This window comes from Providencia sp. PROV208, from assembly GCF_028479465.1.
GTDB lineage: Bacteria > Pseudomonadota > Gammaproteobacteria > Enterobacterales > Enterobacteriaceae > Providencia > Providencia alcalifaciens.
The window spans coordinates 302,210-319,591 of record NZ_JAMPNS010000001.1 but is presented as its reverse complement, the minus strand read 5'-3'; the positions used below and the strand labels follow the sequence as shown (position 1 = coordinate 319,591).

13 protein-coding genes are annotated in these 17,382 nt (G+C 41.3%); 5 read left to right on the top strand and 8 right to left on the bottom strand.

Annotation, left to right across the window (positions count from 1 at the left end):
• Positions 1-81: 81 nt before the first annotated feature.
• Entirely contained in the window at positions 82-414 is a 333-nt protein-coding gene (tmaR, locus tag PR766_RS01415) for a PTS system regulator TmaR (protein ID WP_006660797.1), read from the bottom strand.
• A 418-nt stretch (positions 415-832) separates the two neighbouring features.
• Here tmaR and sbcB point away from each other — a divergent pair, with 418 nt between their 5' ends.
• Positions 833-2,272: an exodeoxyribonuclease I gene (sbcB, locus tag PR766_RS01410; protein WP_036961285.1), complete on the top strand. Its 1,440-nt coding sequence runs from the start codon at positions 833-835 to the stop codon at positions 2,270-2,272.
• Between the two features lie 60 nt (positions 2,273-2,332).
• Here sbcB and dld read toward each other — a convergent pair whose 3' ends face one another.
• From dld to yieE, 6 genes are all read right to left on the bottom strand, one after another.
• Positions 2,333-4,060: a D-lactate dehydrogenase gene (dld, locus tag PR766_RS01405; protein WP_154636420.1), complete on the bottom strand. Its 1,728-nt coding sequence runs from the start codon at positions 4,058-4,060 to the stop codon at positions 2,333-2,335.
• Between the two features lie 332 nt (positions 4,061-4,392).
• Positions 4,393-5,775, bottom strand: coding sequence for an APC family permease (locus tag PR766_RS01400; RefSeq protein WP_006660794.1), 1,383 nt, complete (start codon positions 5,773-5,775; stop codon positions 4,393-4,395).
• Between the two features lie 524 nt (positions 5,776-6,299).
• Positions 6,300-6,857, bottom strand: a complete 558-nt coding sequence (locus PR766_RS01390; protein ID WP_006660792.1) for a hypothetical protein — start codon at positions 6,855-6,857, stop codon at positions 6,300-6,302.
• Between the two features lie 166 nt (positions 6,858-7,023).
• Positions 7,024-9,003: a ligand-gated channel protein gene (locus PR766_RS01385; protein WP_006660791.1), complete on the bottom strand. Its 1,980-nt coding sequence runs from the start codon at positions 9,001-9,003 to the stop codon at positions 7,024-7,026.
• Between the two features lie 383 nt (positions 9,004-9,386).
• Positions 9,387-10,874 (bottom strand): amino acid permease, encoded by a 1,488-nt coding sequence (locus PR766_RS01380; RefSeq protein WP_006660790.1) that lies wholly within the window; start codon positions 10,872-10,874, stop codon positions 9,387-9,389.
• 142 nt (positions 10,875-11,016) lie between these two features.
• Positions 11,017-11,880 (bottom strand): DNA-binding transcriptional regulator YeiE, encoded by an 864-nt coding sequence (gene yieE, locus PR766_RS01375; protein WP_006660789.1) that lies wholly within the window; start codon positions 11,878-11,880, stop codon positions 11,017-11,019.
• 191 nt (positions 11,881-12,071) lie between these two features.
• Here yieE and PR766_RS01370 point away from each other — a divergent pair, with 191 nt between their 5' ends.
• Together PR766_RS01370 and nfo are read left to right on the top strand one after the other, a co-directional pair.
• Positions 12,072-13,151 (top strand): YeiH family protein, encoded by a 1,080-nt coding sequence (locus PR766_RS01370; protein WP_006660788.1) that lies wholly within the window; start codon positions 12,072-12,074, stop codon positions 13,149-13,151.
• A gap of 287 nt (positions 13,152-13,438) precedes the next feature.
• Entirely contained in the window at positions 13,439-14,284 is an 846-nt protein-coding gene (nfo, locus tag PR766_RS01365) for a deoxyribonuclease IV (protein WP_036978939.1), read from the top strand.
• Positions 14,285-14,358: 74 nt separating this feature from the next.
• Here the strand turns inward: nfo and fruK are convergent, their stop codons facing one another.
• A complete protein-coding gene (gene fruK, locus PR766_RS01360) occupies positions 14,359-15,294 on the bottom strand; it encodes a 1-phosphofructokinase (protein WP_006660785.1) in 936 nt (311 codons plus the stop codon).
• A gap of 167 nt (positions 15,295-15,461) precedes the next feature.
• Between fruK and PR766_RS01355 the strand changes: the two genes are divergently transcribed.
• Entirely contained in the window at positions 15,462-15,902 is a 441-nt protein-coding gene (locus PR766_RS01355; RefSeq protein ID WP_036966046.1) for a nucleotide triphosphate diphosphatase NUDT15, read from the top strand.
• A gap of 150 nt (positions 15,903-16,052) precedes the next feature.
• Positions 16,053-17,297, top strand: a complete 1,245-nt coding sequence (gene mtr, locus PR766_RS01350; RefSeq protein WP_006660783.1) for a tryptophan permease — start codon at positions 16,053-16,055, stop codon at positions 17,295-17,297.
• The last annotated feature ends 85 nt before the right edge of the window (positions 17,298-17,382 follow it).

Here is a 17,382-nt window from a genome sequence, read left to right as displayed (position 1 = left end):
TGCTCGTTATAAGAATAAAAAAATGCCCCGCTGGGTTTAAAACATCACAACGAGGCATCTTAAAACTGAATTTTTTAGGGTTTATTTCACATCAATACGTGGTAAATCACCCATCTCTTTAAGCTTCTTAGATATTTCACGGCGTTCTTTAGAAAGCTCCGCATTTTTAATGATGTAATCGTCTACGCGGTCATCATAGTCGCTACGCATATTGGCAATAATAGCTTGGATATCTTCAATAGACATGCCCGGCTTAATATATTCACTAAGGTTATCTAACAGCAAAACACGTTTTTGGTTATCACGAATTTTTTTTTCATTATCCGTGATTTCGCGACGAATTTTATTTTTACGACGAAACATACGCACAAATTCCAGCACATTTTGGAAAGTTGGTTTGTTAGCGTTTTCCATGTTTAAAATCCTCTATTCAATAATCAAAATGTATTGTCTATTAACACAATACCTTCTTCCATGGTCACCTTACAAGTTACATTCACAATTTTATTAATTTGAATTTAATGATTTGCATTACCAATGCGTCTTTAGCCCTTAATTTGCGAGCACACTCAGGGAAGACTGAATTTTATCATCATGAAGATGCTATTGAAGCGTGAATCGGTATCGCACAGTCATCACGCTGACGACGAGAAACGCGCTATCACACTCTATCCCTTGGGATCCAACGTTAAAAACGTGCCGCAGTATGATTCATGCAATAGGAATATCATTTTCTTCACGAGTAACTTCCACATAAGTTTAGATTTTCTGCCAGATGGTTTACCATAGCCTTCAAACGGTTATACGCTTGCATTACTCACCTAAATCGACGATGGACCTCATTTTGAAAAATAATCATAACCAGCCAACCTTCTTTATTCATGACTATGAAACATTTGGTAAGCATCCGGCTCTCGATCGCCCTGCTCAATTTGCTGGTGTGCGAACAGACTTAGATTTCAACATCATCGGTGAACCTGAAGTATTTTACTGTAAACCTACGGATGATTATCTTCCTCAGCCGGAAGCTGTAATGATAACGGGGATTACCCCGCAAATCGCCATGGCAAATGGTGTAAATGAAGCCGAGTTTGCCAAGCGTATTCATCAGGCATTTAGCGTGCCGAACACCTGCATTATGGGCTACAACAACATTCGCTTTGATGATGAAGTCACTCGAAATATTTTTTACCGTAATTTTTATGACCCGTATGCCTATAGCTGGCAACAAGGTAATTCTCGCTGGGATTTATTGGATGCATTACGTGCGTGTTTCGCATTGCGCCCTGAAGGAATTAACTGGCCAGAAAACGATGATGGGTTACCTAGCTTACGTTTAGAGCATCTCACCAAAGCCAATGGCGTTTCCCATGAAAATGCTCATGATGCGATGTCCGACGTTTTAGCCACCATCAATATGGCAAAATTGTTGAAACAGGCACAGCCACGCATGTTTGACTATTTCTATCAGCTAAGAAATAAAAATAAAGTTAACCAGCTGATTGATATTGTGGATATGACCCCATTAGTGCATGTGTCGGGGATGTTTGGTGCCTTACGTTCATACGTAAGCTTAGTGACTCCACTAGCATGGCATCCTGAGAATAAAAATGCGGTGATTATGTGTGACCTCTCTGGCGATATGTCACCACTGCTAACATTAAGTGCTGATGAACTTCGTGAACGCTTGTACACCCCTAAAGCTGAACTCGGGGATGACCTGCCAGTTCCAATCAAATTAGTGCATATCAATAAGTGCCCAATCCTTGCGCCAATCAACACATTACGTACCGTTGATGCTGAACGTACTGGACTGGATCGGGATCTGTGCATGCGTAATTTAGAATTGCTGCGCAAAAATCCGGATGTCCGAAATAAACTGATTGAACTATTTAGCGTAGGTCAACAATTTGAAGAATCAAATGACGTGGATAGCCAAATCTATAATGGCTTTTTCAGTCCTTCAGATCGCTCCACAATGGATATTATTCGCGAAACAGCACCGCAAAATTTACCTGCGTTAGATCTTAGTTTTGAAGATAAACGTATGAAAGAGTTATTCTTCCGCTATAAAGCACGAAACTACCCGTCCACGTTATCCTATGATGAGCAGCAACGTTGGTTGCAGCATCGCCGTGACTATTTTACCGAAGCGCGTTTAACCGACTATTTACAACAGATTCAATTACTTATGGACGTGCATCATGAAGATGAGAAACGCTGCCAGCAATTAAAAGCATTAGTAAACTATGCCTATGAATTAGCAAGTTAATAATCAGCGATAAAAATAAAAATGGGCAGAAAACCTGCCCATTAAATTGCAATTATTTGATTAGTGGTCGCAACCACAATCCCCTTCCCAATGTTTGCGCTTGGTTGTCTTGCCCAACCCTGGATTCATGGTGTTCGTCGGGTCTGACTCTTTGTAGAACGATTTTAATTGTTCTGGTGCCTTATACAGATGTCCAACATTGTGTTCTGCTGGATACTGAGCGCCACGCGCATCCAGTAATTCCAACATTTTTTGTTTTAACTCTTTTGGATCGACACCTTTTTTCAAGACATAGTCTTGGTGCATTACGTGGCACATAAAGTGTCCGCAATATAGCTTATGCACAATGAGGTTTTCTATCTCTGGCGGTAACTTTTCAAACCAATCACGGTCATTACGTCTCAATGCAATATCTAACGGTAAGACGTCTTCAACATCTTTATTATGTACAGCATGATAGCGTACCGCTGACCCCGCAGCGGCAAATCGATGCAAGAATGCTTTTGCGCCCTCTTCTGGCGTGCATTCAAAATAACCACCATCCGCGGTTGCAAAGAATGATTTCAGCCAAACTTTTACTTCATCAATCCCATCGCCTGCCATTTTAAGCATCAAATGGTGCTCATATTTATCTCGGAATTGTTTCATTCTAGGCGGTAAATGAGAAGGCCAAAGCTTGCTTAACAGCTGCATAGTTCGGTCAATTAAGTTTGATGGGAGCAATGGAACTTTATTCAGCACAGCGTCCATACGTCCTTTAATTGTGAAGAACGTAGGCATTTTATCTGTGCCAAACTTATCTATCATTAAGAACGTATCTTTGCCGTATATTTCCGCAATATCAAAACAACCGCGATGCATGTATTCACCTGCAACAGGTAAATTTTCAAATTCACTGAGAATATGGCGACGGATATCTTCAAGCACATCGGGATTGTTCGAGCCAATATAGAAAACTTGTGTTGCTTTATCCGCAGGGAACGTGTCTAAACGTACGGCAAACACAGCTAATTTACCGGCGCAACCTGACGCTTCAAATAGTCGGCGCTCATCCGCATTAAAACGAGAAGGTGTATCGGCATCCACATCACGTACCCGCGTTGCGTATTCATGGTCAGATGCTAATTTTTCACTGCTTTCCACATCTTCGCTACTGTAGCGACGATTTTGTAAGTTGGTCAGGATCTCTTCTGGTGTATCACCCAATGCGATCCCTAAATGGTTGACCAATTCAACAGTACCATCTTCATTCACTCGCCCGTATAACGCAAGCTCAGTATAGGCGGGTCCTCGGCGTACTAATGAACCGCCTGAACTGTTGCAAATACCACCAACAACAGAGGCGCCAATGCAAGAAGAACCAATTAATGAATGGGGTTCACGACCCAGCGGTTTGAGAATTTTTTCGAGGACATAGAGGGTACTACCTGGCATCGCAACCACTTGGTTAAATTCAGGCAGGACTTGTATTTGGTTCAAACGCAATGTGCTAATAATCACGATATCACGATCATAATCATAACCACTTGGCGTTGAACCTTCAGTTAACCCTGTATTTGCCGCTTGCATAATGACGACTTTATCGGCTTCGACACAGGCTTTAAACACATACCATTGCTCTAATAACGTGGTTGGAAAAACAACAGCAATGGCATCCCCTACACCGGAGCGAAAGCCTTTACGATAACGTTCTGTTTTATGGGGTTCGGTAAGGATATTTTTTTTGCCAACAATGTTCCTGAGTGTGAGTAATAGTCGTTGGTTCTCAGGATTTTTTACATCATTCATCTCATGCCTTCCTGTCAGGGTATTGCCATTAATATCCTTTCACAATATCACATAAGATTAATATGTTAAGAAATTATTAATCCCCTTCAGAAACAAAAACAGCACCCAATGGTGCTGTTTTTATTAGTCTTCAATTTCAGTTCGTAGTTTGCCGTTTGCCGTTTGCCGTTTGCCGTTTACCGTTAAATTATTTTGATACTTACATGCATTCAAAATAATTCGTGTTGTAGCTAGGCGGCAAGCAAGCTAGCCCCTAGGAGCATACATAAGTATGTGACTAGGGCTAGCGCGTGCAGCCAACAACGCTACAGCGCGAAGTATGAAGAATATATCTAAACGTCGCTCATCTGCGGCATAGGCCTACGGAACATCCGAGTCAACACCGCCATATACACCAAACCAACCGCCGTCCAAATCAAACCATAAACCATTGAATCTTCTTCGATATTCAACCACAGCACACAGACTGTGAGGGTACCGATGATCGGTAATATCAAATAGTTCATGATGTTCTTAAAGCCTTTAATACGGCGTTCACGAATAAAGAACTGGCTGATCACTGAGATGTTCACGAAAGTAAATGCAATCAGTGCACCAAAGTTAATTAACGCGGTGGCGAAATCCATCTCAAACCAGATAGCGCCGAGAGCTAAGAAACCAACTAACAGAACGTTATACGCTGGTGTACGCCATGTTGGGCTCACGTAACCAAAGATTTTCTCTGGGAATACGCCATCACGCCCCATAACATACATCAAACGCGCACTCCCCGCATGGGCAGCCATGCCCGATGCTAATACAGTAACGCAGGAGAACACGAGAATAATCGCTTGGAAGAACGATCCTGCGACAAACCGCATGATGTCTGGCTGTGTTTCGTTAATATTCGCAAAACGTGAAACATCTGGGAAAAATTGTTGTAAGAAGAATGAAACGGTAATAAAGATCACACCACCAATCAGCGCTGTTAGGAAAATAGCACGAGGGATGACTTTACCTGCGTTTGGCGTTTCTTCTGACAGTGAACTTAACCCATCAAAGCCTAAGAATGAGAAACAGAGTATCGTCGCCCCTGCAATCAGTGGGATCAATTCCGTTTTTTCATTCGCAAATGGATTAAATGTCCAGATCTCCCCTGAACCTTCACCATTTGAAACGCCGTGGATCACTAAACCAGTAAAGACGGCCATTACCCCTATTTGGATAATCGCAATAACCGTACTTAGGTTTGCAATTACGTTGATACCCCGTAAGTTAGCAGCCGTCATTAAAATAACTAAGCCAATCACAAAGAACGCAGGTTCAACATTCGGGAAAATATCTTGTAAATAGATTTTCGCCAATAAAATGTTAATCATTGGCATGAAAATGTAGGACAGCAAAGATGTCCAACCCACAAGGAAACCAATATGTGGACTCATTGATTTCTGGGCATAAGTATACGCTGAACCAGCGGATGGGAAGCGTTTTACCAGCTTACCGTAGCTCAGTGCAGTAAACAGTATCGCAGCCAGTGCAATAATGTATGAAGTCGGGACGTGACCACCAGTCTTATCTGATACCATTCCGAAAGTATCAAAAATAGTCATTGGCTGAATATACGCAATACCGATCATGACGACTTGCACAAGTGTTAATGTTTTCGCAAGTTGAACTCGGTTATTGGCGCCAGTTTGGTTGTGGCCGATATCTAAAGGTACGGAATTATTTTGCATGATAAAGCCCTCCCATAACTTTCGATTGAGTACTTCGACTCAATCGACAGTTACTGGGAAGACTTTGCATCTGTCTATAAGCAGAGAAGAACGATGAGAAGTGAAAAAGCGTCTGTGCGAAGCCGGTGTTTGCTCCGTAGTCATCAATGCGGCAACGACGACCGCTCGGCCCTGCTGCCAGTGCAAAAAAGTAAGCCATAAAAGCATTCCTCAAAGCTGTAGCATGAAATATTCGCTACACGTAAATATTTATTTATCTATCCGGCCTGATATCCGGCCCCGTTAAAATGAAAGAACCCTAAAAAGCAAAAAAACCGATGCCGGTTTTTATCAGGCATCAGTCATTTTTTAGTCCGCGCATTTTGCACGTCATACCTGTAAATAGCAAGCCAATTTGTTAACAAAGTGCCCTCTTTTCTATGAGAAATTTTGATAATTTTGGACTTTTTGTTCCACTAACTAATATGACAAGTTTTTATGGGGATTATCGCAATTTAAACCTCTCGGTTAGCCCATACAAAATACTAAACCGGTCTATCTAATTTTGCTGCACTCTTTTCCAAAAGCATATCTAAGCTTGAATGCAATAATTTACTTTTTACCGCCTTCGTTTCAGATTGAAGCTCGCTACCCACTTTATTGTCCATAGTATAAACAGTGACTTTGCCTTCTTGATGGTTATAAATCAGTAAACCATCCACGCCATAATCATACTGATCCTTAAAATTACCTAATACAAGCTGCATACTGTTTCTCGCAGCAACATCACCATTTACCGCTTTACGTAACGTTTCAATCGATAGCCCGACAGGAACCGAATAGACATACAACACTTCCACATCAGAATCACCATCATCACTGCCATTACACATAAAACAGGCTTCTCGCTGCACTGATGAGAGTCGTTCCATTTTGCGTAATTCGATTAATAACTTTTGACCATCTTGATACGGTGATTGCGAGATATCGAGGAACACTAATCGGTATGGTCCGGGATCCCCTGCAAGCGCGTAAGAAACGCTACCAATGAATAATAAAACACTCAAACAGCAAGCACTAAAATAGCGGGTAAGTTTGGGCATAATCTGTTCCTACTAGACTCCATAACAGTATGGTAGATTCACTCTATTACGCTCGAATGACTATATCTTTATTTCTGAATTACTTATTTTCTTTTTGAATAATAGTACAAAAAAGCCCTTTGGCGACAAACCAAAGGGCTTATAGGCATAAAAATTAGTGGTCTAATTAGAAGTTGTAGTTGATACCGATATTATAACGACGACCTTCTAATTCAGCACCATATGTCCCTTTATCGACACGACGATCCAATACGTTATAAACACCACCAACTATATTGGCATTTTTACTCAATTTATAACTCGTACCAAGGTCAAACAGGGCATAAGATGGTGTACCTTTACTCATTTGCTGGCCACGACCTTGATAGTCTGAAGTTTCACTACGGAAATTCATACGACCCCACGTTTGTAAATCTTCCGTTGTATCCCAAGTCAAGGTGGTATTTACCATGTGTTTAGGCTGTTTACTCAACGGTTTACCTTTATTCACCCCACTTTTTTGTTCTGTGTGGGTATAGGTATAGTTCGCTGCAAACTCGAGGTTATCAAGAATTCCCCAGTTGAAGGTCACTTCAACACCTTGCATTCTTGCTTTGTCGACGTTGGCTTTATCGCTAACAAAACGGTAAGGTTTGCCTGGAGTATCCCCTTCACCATCCGCTAAAGTACAATCTCTAATCGTGTCAATGCTGTTATCACAACGTCTGATTTCCGTAATCTTATCTTTGAAATCAGTATTATAAATAGTAACTCCAGCAGTTAGGTTATCTTGGTTATTCCAGATAACGCCAATTTCTTCTGTAATACTTTTTTCTGGTTTTAAGTCAGGATTACCATAAATAATCGCATTCCCTTTATTGCCACCAGTTGCTTGTCCCCAATTTGCAGATGATTCACGTAAGCTTGGTGCTTTATAGCCAGTAGAGACACCACCTTTAATTGTCCACTGCTCATCTGCATGCCAAACACCATATAAACGAGGAGTCCAATGCGCACCGTAGTTTTCATCATTATCCATTCGCAGACCACCAGTTAATGCAAAATCATTTGTCATTAACCATTCATCTTCTGCAAATAATGCCCAGCTGTATCTATCTAGCTCACTATTTCCCGGTAGTTTGTTACTCTGATCTTTTAGCTTTTCTTTACGGTACTGGCCACCAATACTGACACTGTGATCACCCAGTAAAAAAACACTTTGATTACGGAAGACTAAATCTTCTGCCGTCATTTTACGACCTGGGTTTTTCGCTTCATCGTACTGAACATACGTGTCCGTCGATGCAATATCATAAGTACCAGTGTGGGTTAAAGCCATATGAGTCATATCATACTTGCTAAATCCGCTACCATCACCACGAGCTGCGGTATAACCTTCACGATAGTCACGATGCTGATTATCTTTTTTAAAGTCTAAATCAAACGCATTTTGCTCATTTGGGGTCAGTGATAATGTACCACCACCACTTGTCATAATTTGGCGACCAAATCCATCGATAATTTTATCTTCACTACGGTGTGAATATTGACCTTGTAACTTTACTCCCAATAAACCATCAACTAATGGTCCAGATGTATAGAAGCTACCTTGCCCGGTATTACCCGAATTTTTGCGCTCTGTAATTGTGGTATCGGCACGTAAACTCGTTGTCCACTCTTGTTGAACACGACGAGTAATAATATTGATAACCCCACCCATAGCATCAGAACCATACAGTGAGGACATAGGACCACGTACGACTTCAATACGCTCAATAGCAGGTAATGGTGGTAACCAGCCTTGTTCGATACCTGCACCATCACTATTTGGTCGAATGCTACGTGTATCCACACGTTTTCCATCGATAAGGATCATGGTGTACTTCGCATCCATCCCGCGGATACTAATATCGGAGCTACTACCCCCTCCTGTGACTAATACACCTGGAACATCTTTCAGCGCATCCGTGACATCGCGGTAAGCTTTAGTCTCTAATTGCTCGCGCGTTACCACTGAAATTGATGCTGGGGCATCTTCAATTTTTTGCTGGTAACCTGATGCAGTCGTTACAAAAATTTTGTCGCTGCTATCATCCGCAAACGCAGGTACTGTAGTCATAGCCGCAATAATGCTAACTGCGATTTTTCTTTTAGTAAAAACAACCATTCCCGACTCTCCAAGAGATTTCTTTTCTTAACAATGAATTTTTATGCTCAGCACTAGGGTTATGCGCCCTATAGGATTATTATTTTTGTCATGATACTTTCTGAGGTTTACCACTTTTGAAGCAAAATCAAATAAGTAATTAGCTCTCATTCGCAGGCGGTAACAATAATGCAAATGGTAATACTTATCAATAGCATCATTAAATAATTAATGAGTTCCAATGACCGATTGTGTGACTTGATTCAAAACTTGAATCTTTTGAAGGGGAATTGGTGGATGTTCAAGCATCTGTAGATAAAAAAAAGGGTAATGCTGTCAGCGAATTAACTGACTCACATTACCCTATGACGATACTGTTCTTTTAATTATCTTTAGCGCAAAAATTACTTCTCTAAGTTTTCTCTATAAGACGGAAAACTCATCTCTTTATAACGCACAATCGACGTTTTTCTCACTATCTTGTACCCAAACCAGATAGCTAAAAACAGTGGAATACCGATATAGGTCGCAGTCACACCTACCCAGTCAATCTTATCTTCTAAGAAAGCTTGGTAGTTCTGTCCTAACGTGATGACTAAGCACAGAATAAAGGCAAAAATCGGTCCTACTGGGAAGAAGCCTGAACGATATGGCAGGTCATTTAAATCTTTACCTTGGGCGATATAGCCTCTTCTGAAACGATAATGGCTAATAGCGATCCCTAACCACGCAATGAAACCTGTCATCCCCGATGTATTTAATAACCACAGATAAACGGTTTGATTACCAAACATTGAGCTTAAGAAACATAAGCCAGCAACAACGGTTGTCGCTAATAATGCATAGCGCGGTACGCCACCTTTAGACAGCTGAGCAAAAATCTTCGGGGCTTTACCTTCGCGGGCTAAGGTATACAGCATACGGGTTGACGCATACATACCCGAGTTACCCGCCGACAGTACTGCGGTTAAAATAACAGCGTTCATCACAGCAGCTGCTGATAATAACCCTGCGTTCTCAAACACTAGGGTAAATGGGCTTACGCTAATATCTTTGACATCATTACGTAATAAGCTTGGGTCAGTGTAAGGAATGATCAGGCTAATAATTAAAATCGCGAAGATATAGAATAAAAGGATACGCCAGAATACCTTGCGTACAGCACGAGGAATATTTTTCGCAGGATCTTTTGATTCACCTGCAGCAATACCAATTAGCTCAGTACCTTGGAACGAGAACCCAACAATCATTGCCACACCAATCATTGCAGAGAAACCACCTGCAAATGGCGCATCACCAATTTCCCAGTTATGCCAACCTGCATTTTCCGCCCCGTTCATGATGCCAAAAATCATCAATACGCCGACGATAATAAAAATAACCACCGTGGTGACTTTAATCAGGGAGAACCAGTATTCTGCTTCACCAAATCCTTTAACGGAGATGTAATTCAGTAAGAAAATGATCGCTAAGAAGATAGCACTCCAGATCCAGCCTGGGGTATCTGGGAACCAGTAAGTCATAACCAGTTGTGCCGCGACAAGGTCGACAGCAATAGTCACTGCCCAGTTGTACCAGTAGTTCCAACCTAATGCGAAACCAAAGCCTTCATCGACATACTTTGCACCGTAGGTTGCAAAAGAGCCGGAGACTGGCATATAAGCTGCCAATTCACCTAAACTGGTCATTAAGAAATACACCATTAATCCAATAATGGCATAAGAGAGGAGAGCTCCACCTGGTCCGGCTTGTGCTACTGTGGCACCGGATGCCACAAATAAACCTGTTCCGATGGAGCCGCCAATTGCGATCATTGCGAGGTGACGGGCTTTTAGCTCACGACGTAATTTTTGTCCGCCGCCCATAGATGTCGTGGTATGTTGTTCTGCCATCTGTTCCCTGTATTTTATTTTCAGTCAATAACGCGGGGATTCTAACAAACTCAAACGGCAGAACTAAGCAACTCTTTGCTGTTATAAGATACCTTCATAATCCAACGATAATTATTAGCAAAACACGTTATGATGGTTTCATTTAGTTACAGTAAGCCAGCAAATTAGTAATCGCATTAGAAAGATGCTTCTGACGGTGATAAATCAGATATAACGTACGCTCAAGTTGCAGTTCTTCAACTTCAAGCTCCACCAGCGTGCCATTTTCTAATTGTTCTGCAATCACTCGTCGAGATAAACAGCTAATCCCCATTCCAAAGCGTACTGCGTGTTTGATCGCTTCTGAATTGCCAAGCTCCATTAAAATCTGGAAACCAGGAAGATGAGCAAATAGCAGTTGATCCAAGACATCTCGCGTACCCGAACCGCGTTCACGTAAAATCCATGGCGCGTCTTTCAGATCTCTCACGGTGACTTTTTTCTTCGCTAATGGGTTACTTGGCGCTGAAAACACCACTAATTCATCTTTTAGCCACGGTTTTGATATTAATTCAGGGCTATGACATACCCCTTCAATCAATCCCACATCGGCTCTAAACTCCATGACGCCTTTAATGACTTCTTCAGTATTACCAATAAATAATTCCAGTGGAATTTCAGGATTATCATGGCGATATCCAGCTAAAATCTCTGGCAACATATAGTTCCCAATGGTAGTACTCGCCGCCAAGCGAACGGCGCCCATCTCTTTTTTAAACAGTTGCTCAACTTCAAACGCCTGTTCTAATAGCGCTAATGCTTTTGGATAAAGAAGACGCCCATGTTCATTCGTAACAAGCCGTTTACCTACTCGGTCAAAAAGTTGTACCCCTAATTGCCCTTCCAAATCAGTGAGTGATGCACTCACTGCGGACTGAGATAACGCCAATAATTGCGATGCTTGCGTCGTGGAGCCACTTTTTAATACTTCCGTGAAAACCTCAAGTTGCCTCAGTGTAATACGCATACAGAAAGCTCCAGCTTGATTATCTAGTTGTAATAATATTGTTAATATTAATCATTTATTAGCAATATACCAGAAGAAACTGTTAACCTGTTTATTAGATAAATAATACAAAAACAATCAATTTAGATTATTACATTTTTTGTTATATGCTTATTCCAACTTAATCTAAGTCGTCATTAAAGAGTGTAGTCATGGATAAAACAGGAACCAAAGCAATAACACAAAATCATTCGTTTCCTATTCTCAAACTTATCCCAGGGATCATTTTAGCGGGAATTTTAACTGCCGTTGCAATCTACCTTGGTGAACAGTCTTGGTTTATGGATATCGGATTAGGTGCACTCACCCTCGCTATCCTTCTTGGTATTTGCGTGGGCAATACCATTTACCCTGCGATCAGCACAAGTAGTGATGCTGGGATCAAATTCGCAAAACACTATTTTCTCCGTGCCGGTATTATCCTGTATGGGTTCCGTTTAACATTTCAGCAAATTACTGATGTAGGTGCCACGGGGCTAATTATTGATGCACTCACCTTAATCACCACTTTTTTATTGGCTTACTGGTTAGGTAAAAAAGTGTTTAAACTTGATGATGAAACAACAATGTTAATTGGTGCTGGTAGCAGCATTTGTGGTGCTGCCGCGGTCATGGCAACAGAACCTGTCGTGAAAGCATCCGCAAGTAAAGTCGCTGTGGCAGTATCAACGGTTGTTATCTTCGGTACCATTGGTATTTTCGTCTATCCGTGGTTATATCAGCTAAATGCTCACTTCGGATGGATCCCTGCGACTCAAGAAAGCTTTGGGATTTATATTGGTTCAACCGTTCATGAAGTCGCACAAGTGGTTGCCGCAGGGCACACAATTGGTCCCGATGCTGAAAATGCGTCAGTGATTGCAAAAATGTTACGTGTCATGATGTTAGCACCATTTTTAATCATTTTGTCTGCATTTATTAGCCGTAAAAGTGCTGCAAATACCCAAGATGGTGCACAAAAAAGTAAAATCACCATTCCTTGGTTTGCTGTGATTTTTATTCTGGTAGCTGCATTTAACTCATTCAATTTACTACCAGAGCAGCTGGTTAAACACATTATTACGTTAGATACCATTTTATTAGCGATGGCAATGGTGGCTTTAGGGTTAACGACCCACGTTAGTGCTATTCGCCAAGCCGGTATCAAACCATTGCTGATGGCCGCTATTTTGTTTGCTTGGTTAATTTTTGGTGGCATTGTGATTAACGTCGCTATTCAGTCTCTATTTTAACCCGCATTTTTTACTGGCTAAGTTTAGCGCCTTTGAGCACCTCCGATTGCCGCTTTTATAAGCGGCTTGAGGTTGCTGACAAAGAGGGATACAACAGGGTTTTTCCCTCTTTGTGTTATCGGGCGAAAATCAATAAATTGATTTTCCTTGTCAATTTTACAACTCAAAAGCACCATTTTCAGGACCCTAGGGTTGAAAATGGTCTATTGCCGCTTTTATAAGCGGCTTTTTTATTGGTTTCATTTCTTTAGTTATTAATGGCATACTCCTGAAAAAAGGAGTCAATCATGAAATATGTTGGAGCACACGTCAGCGCCTCTGGCGGCGTTGACCAAGCAGTTATTCGCGCCCATGAAATTGGTGCCACCGCATTTGCTTTATTTACGAAAAATCAACGTCAATGGAAAGCCGCTCCACTTAGCGACGAAATGATCAAAAGCTTCAAACAAAATTGCGTTAAGTATGGCTATGGTAAACACCAAATTTTGCCCCATGATAGCTACCTCATTAATTTAGGGCACCCAGAATTTGAAGCTTTGGAGAAATCCCGTACCGCTTTCATTGATGAAATGCAGCGCTGTATGCAATTAGGTATCGACTTGCTCAACTTTCACCCGGGTAGTCATCTCAAGCAAATTGAAGTGGATGACTGTTTAGCCCGTATTGCTGAATCTATTAATATCGCCTTAGCCGAAACCGAAGGTGTGATTGCTGTGATTGAAAATACCGCAGGTCAAGGCACTAATCTGGGCTTTGATTTTACGCATTTAGCCAAAATCATTGAATGCGTTAAAGACCAAAGCCGTGTCGGTGTGTGTATTGATACTTGCCATGCTTTTGCTGCAGGCTATGATCTACGTACAGAAGAAGATTGCGAGAAAACCTTCCAGCAATTTTCCGATATCGTCGGCTTTGAGTTTTTGAAAGGTATGCATCTTAATGATGCAAAAAGTGAATTTGCTAGTCGTGTTGACCGCCACCATAGCTTAGGAGAAGGTAATATTGGTTACGCGCCTTTTCGCTATATCATGAAAGATGCACGCTTTGATGGTATTCCCCTGATTTTAGAAACGATTAACCCCGATATTTGGCCACAAGAAATTGCATGGTTAAAATCGCAACAAAATAGTTAACTGAGTGACGCAACAAAAAGGCAGCCTTCTCTGAGCTGCCTTTTTATGGAATACCTGCAATATTAATTCAATAATTACAGTGATTTCATCTCAATTTTCGCCATCATATCCGCCAGTTTATTTCGGTTTTTCAAGCCTACATCAGGCTGCGAAACAGACAATGCAGAAATTGCCGTTGCCATACGTAATGTATGTTCGCTAGTTTCACCATTCAATAAACCATAAGCGAGCCCAGCCACCATCGAGTCTCCAGCGCCAACGGTACTGACCACTTCACATTGAGGCGGTTTTGCTAACCAAGAACCTGATGCATTTACCCAAAGCGCCCCTTCTTCTCCAAGGGAAATCACCACGTGGGAAATGCCTTTATCACGCAGTTCATGAGCCGCCGCAATCACCTCTTTTAAGTCTGGTAATTTACGTCCGACCCATGTTTCTAACTCTTGGCGATTCGGTTTAACTAACCATGGGGATGCTTTAAGCCCTGCTTTTAAAGCTTCACGGCTACTGTCAAAGATAATGCAAGGACATAATTGGCGCAGACGGGTCATCCAACGAGTAAATTCTTCGGGCTCAATCCCGTTAGGTAGGCTGCCGCTTACCACGACCATGTCGAAATGACCTAACCAATTTAGAGATTCCGTTGAAAAACGGTTCCAATCTTCTTTGCTGACATCAAAACCGGAGAAATTGAAGTCTGTAGACTCACCGTTATTCTCTGTAAGTTTAACATTAATGCGCGTTCGACCAGGCACCATACTAAAACGGTTAGCCATGCCATTTTCGCTAAAGAAGTGTTGGAACTCTTCTTGGTTATCTTTACCCATAAAACCACTAACGGTGATATCAATACCAAGGTCACGCAGGACTTTTCCTACGTTGACGCCTTTGCCTCCGGCATTAAGACTAGCGGTCTTAACTAAATTGACTTCACCGACTTCGATTGAAGGGCATAACCCCACAAGGTCATAAGCAGGATTTAATGTAATTGTAGCAACCCGGCGAGTCATAACCACTTATCTCCCTTATCATTATTGTCTTATCACACGATTTTCAGGGCATAGTTATAACATTAATAACGCTTGATTTCAGTGATATTTGTATTTTTTGCTGATTGTAATTTAAACCCAACGTGGCAAAATTCTTTCCCATAAAAAGACAAGAAGAAGGAAAAATAATGTCGAATCCTCAATATGTTGTTGTTGGTGTCGGGGTGCTTATCACTAACAGGCAAGGACAAATCCTAGTCGGTAAACGTAGCAGCAAACATGCGCCTTATTGGTCCATTTTTGGTGGTCATGTTGATCCAGGGGAATCTTTTGAAGCTTGTGCAATCCGCGAAATAAAAGAAGAAATTGGGATCGATATCACATCCCCTACTGTATTTGGTATCAGTAATAACGTTGAAACTTTCCGACAAGAAGGCAAACACACAGTATCTATCTGTATGCATGTGGAATATAACGGAACTGTTGCACCGCAAATTATGGAAACCGATAAATGTGAAAACCTGTTATGGATTTCCCCTACAGACCCCTTACCTGAGCCCCATTTTGAAGCTAGCCGTAATGCAATTGACCTCTGGCTAACTCAACGCTTTTATCACCAACCTGTATAAACCACGCCATATGCACAAATATCACCCCATTTGTGCATATAACAATCACATCAGACTATTTTTTATTTTATTATCTTTTATATGTTTACATTATTTCACACCTAATGTATCGTTCAGCTAGTACAGTGAAACAATCATTCAGGAGTCATCATGGAAGCTGATGTTATAAAACCACCAAAACGCCCCTCTATTTTAGGCGGCTCAATGATCATCGCAGGTACCGCTGTTGGTGCCGGTATGTTTTCTATTCCAATGGTGACTTCAGGTGTGTGGTTTTCCGGCTCAGTCGTGTTATTAATCTACACATTTATCTGTATGTTATTGTCAGGATTAATGATTCTAGAAGCAAATATGAATTATCCGGCAGGTGCCAGTTTTCATACGATGGTCAAAGATCTATTAGGCTCAAGCTGGAATACCATTAACTCTTTATCTATTACCTTTGTTTTGTATATTTTAACGTATGCATACATTTCAGCAGGTAGCTCTATCATTACTGAAAACGTGTCGAAATATGCTCAAGTTCCACAAGCAATTTCAGGTCTCGTTTTTGCCTTAGTGATTGCATTTTTTGTTTGGTTATCAACTCGAGCGGTTGATAGGCTAAGCACCATTCTCATTGGTGGGATGGTTATCACATTTGTGATGTCAATTGGTGGAATGGTGACAACAGCATCACCGATGGTTCTCTTCGATCAATACGATAATAATAACAGTGAATATTTACCATATGCATTAGCGGCTCTCCCTTACTTACTCACCTCTTTTGGTTACCACGGTAACGTACCTGGGTTAGTGAAGTACTATAATAAAGACAGCCGCAGTGTCATGCTGAGTTTGGTATATGGCGCAGGGATCACTGTCACTATCTATATATTATGGCAGTATGCTATCCAAGGTAATATTCCTCGTTCATCCTTTATTGAAATAAGAGAAAACGGTAACAATATTGGTGCACTGCTGAACCAAATGAATATTTCCGCCCAGAGCAGCTTTATTTCACAATTTTTAACACTGTTCTCGTATATGGCGCTAGCAAGTTCATTTTTGGGCGTTTCCCTTGGCTTATTTGATTTTATTGCTGACTTCTTTAAGTTTAATGATAGCCATCAAGGGCGTTTCAAATCCGTTATTATCACCTTTTTACCACCCACAATTTTAGGTTTGGTGTTCCCTAACGGCTTTATTTATGCCATTGGATTTGCGGGTCTCGCAGCAACCATTTGGGCGGTGATTATTCCAGCCTTGATGGCAAGAGCAAGCCGTAAACGTTTTCCAAATAATAGCTATCGAACACCGGGTGGAAGCTTTGTCATTGGATTTGTGATCTTATTTGGTTTGATTAACGCAACCGCACATATTCTCTCTCTGTTAGGGCTTCTCCCCGTCTACTAAGTTACCCGCAAGCTAACATTGATTAAAAAGAGATCCCTAGTGTGAAAACTAGGGATTTTTTTGATGTTAACATCTTGCCTAATCC

Excerpts from the sequence above, each read along its gene's own strand:
- tmaR (WP_006660797.1), bottom strand. The coding sequence starts at position 414 with ATGGAAAACGCTAACAAACCAACTTTCCAAAATGTGCTGGAATTTGTG.
- sbcB (WP_036961285.1), top strand. The coding sequence starts at position 833 with ATGGACCTCATTTTGAAAAATAATCATAACCAGCCAACCTTCTTTATT.
- dld (WP_154636420.1), bottom strand. The coding sequence starts at position 4,060 with ATGAATGATGTAAAAAATCCTGAGAACCAACGACTATTACTCACACTC.
- PR766_RS01400 (WP_006660794.1), bottom strand. The coding sequence starts at position 5,775 with ATGCAAAATAATTCCGTACCTTTAGATATCGGCCACAACCAAACTGGC.
- PR766_RS01390 (WP_006660792.1), bottom strand. The coding sequence starts at position 6,857 with ATGCCCAAACTTACCCGCTATTTTAGTGCTTGCTGTTTGAGTGTTTTA.
- PR766_RS01385 (WP_006660791.1), bottom strand. The coding sequence starts at position 9,003 with ATGGTTGTTTTTACTAAAAGAAAAATCGCAGTTAGCATTATTGCGGCT.
- PR766_RS01380 (WP_006660790.1), bottom strand. The coding sequence starts at position 10,874 with ATGGCAGAACAACATACCACGACATCTATGGGCGGCGGACAAAAATTA.
- yieE (WP_006660789.1), bottom strand. The coding sequence starts at position 11,880 with ATGCGTATTACACTGAGGCAACTTGAGGTTTTCACGGAAGTATTAAAA.
- PR766_RS01370 (WP_006660788.1), top strand. The coding sequence starts at position 12,072 with ATGGATAAAACAGGAACCAAAGCAATAACACAAAATCATTCGTTTCCT.
- nfo (WP_036978939.1), top strand. The coding sequence starts at position 13,439 with ATGAAATATGTTGGAGCACACGTCAGCGCCTCTGGCGGCGTTGACCAA.
- fruK (WP_006660785.1), bottom strand. The coding sequence starts at position 15,294 with ATGACTCGCCGGGTTGCTACAATTACATTAAATCCTGCTTATGACCTT.
- PR766_RS01355 (WP_036966046.1), top strand. The coding sequence starts at position 15,462 with ATGTCGAATCCTCAATATGTTGTTGTTGGTGTCGGGGTGCTTATCACT.
- mtr (WP_006660783.1), top strand. The coding sequence starts at position 16,053 with ATGGAAGCTGATGTTATAAAACCACCAAAACGCCCCTCTATTTTAGGC.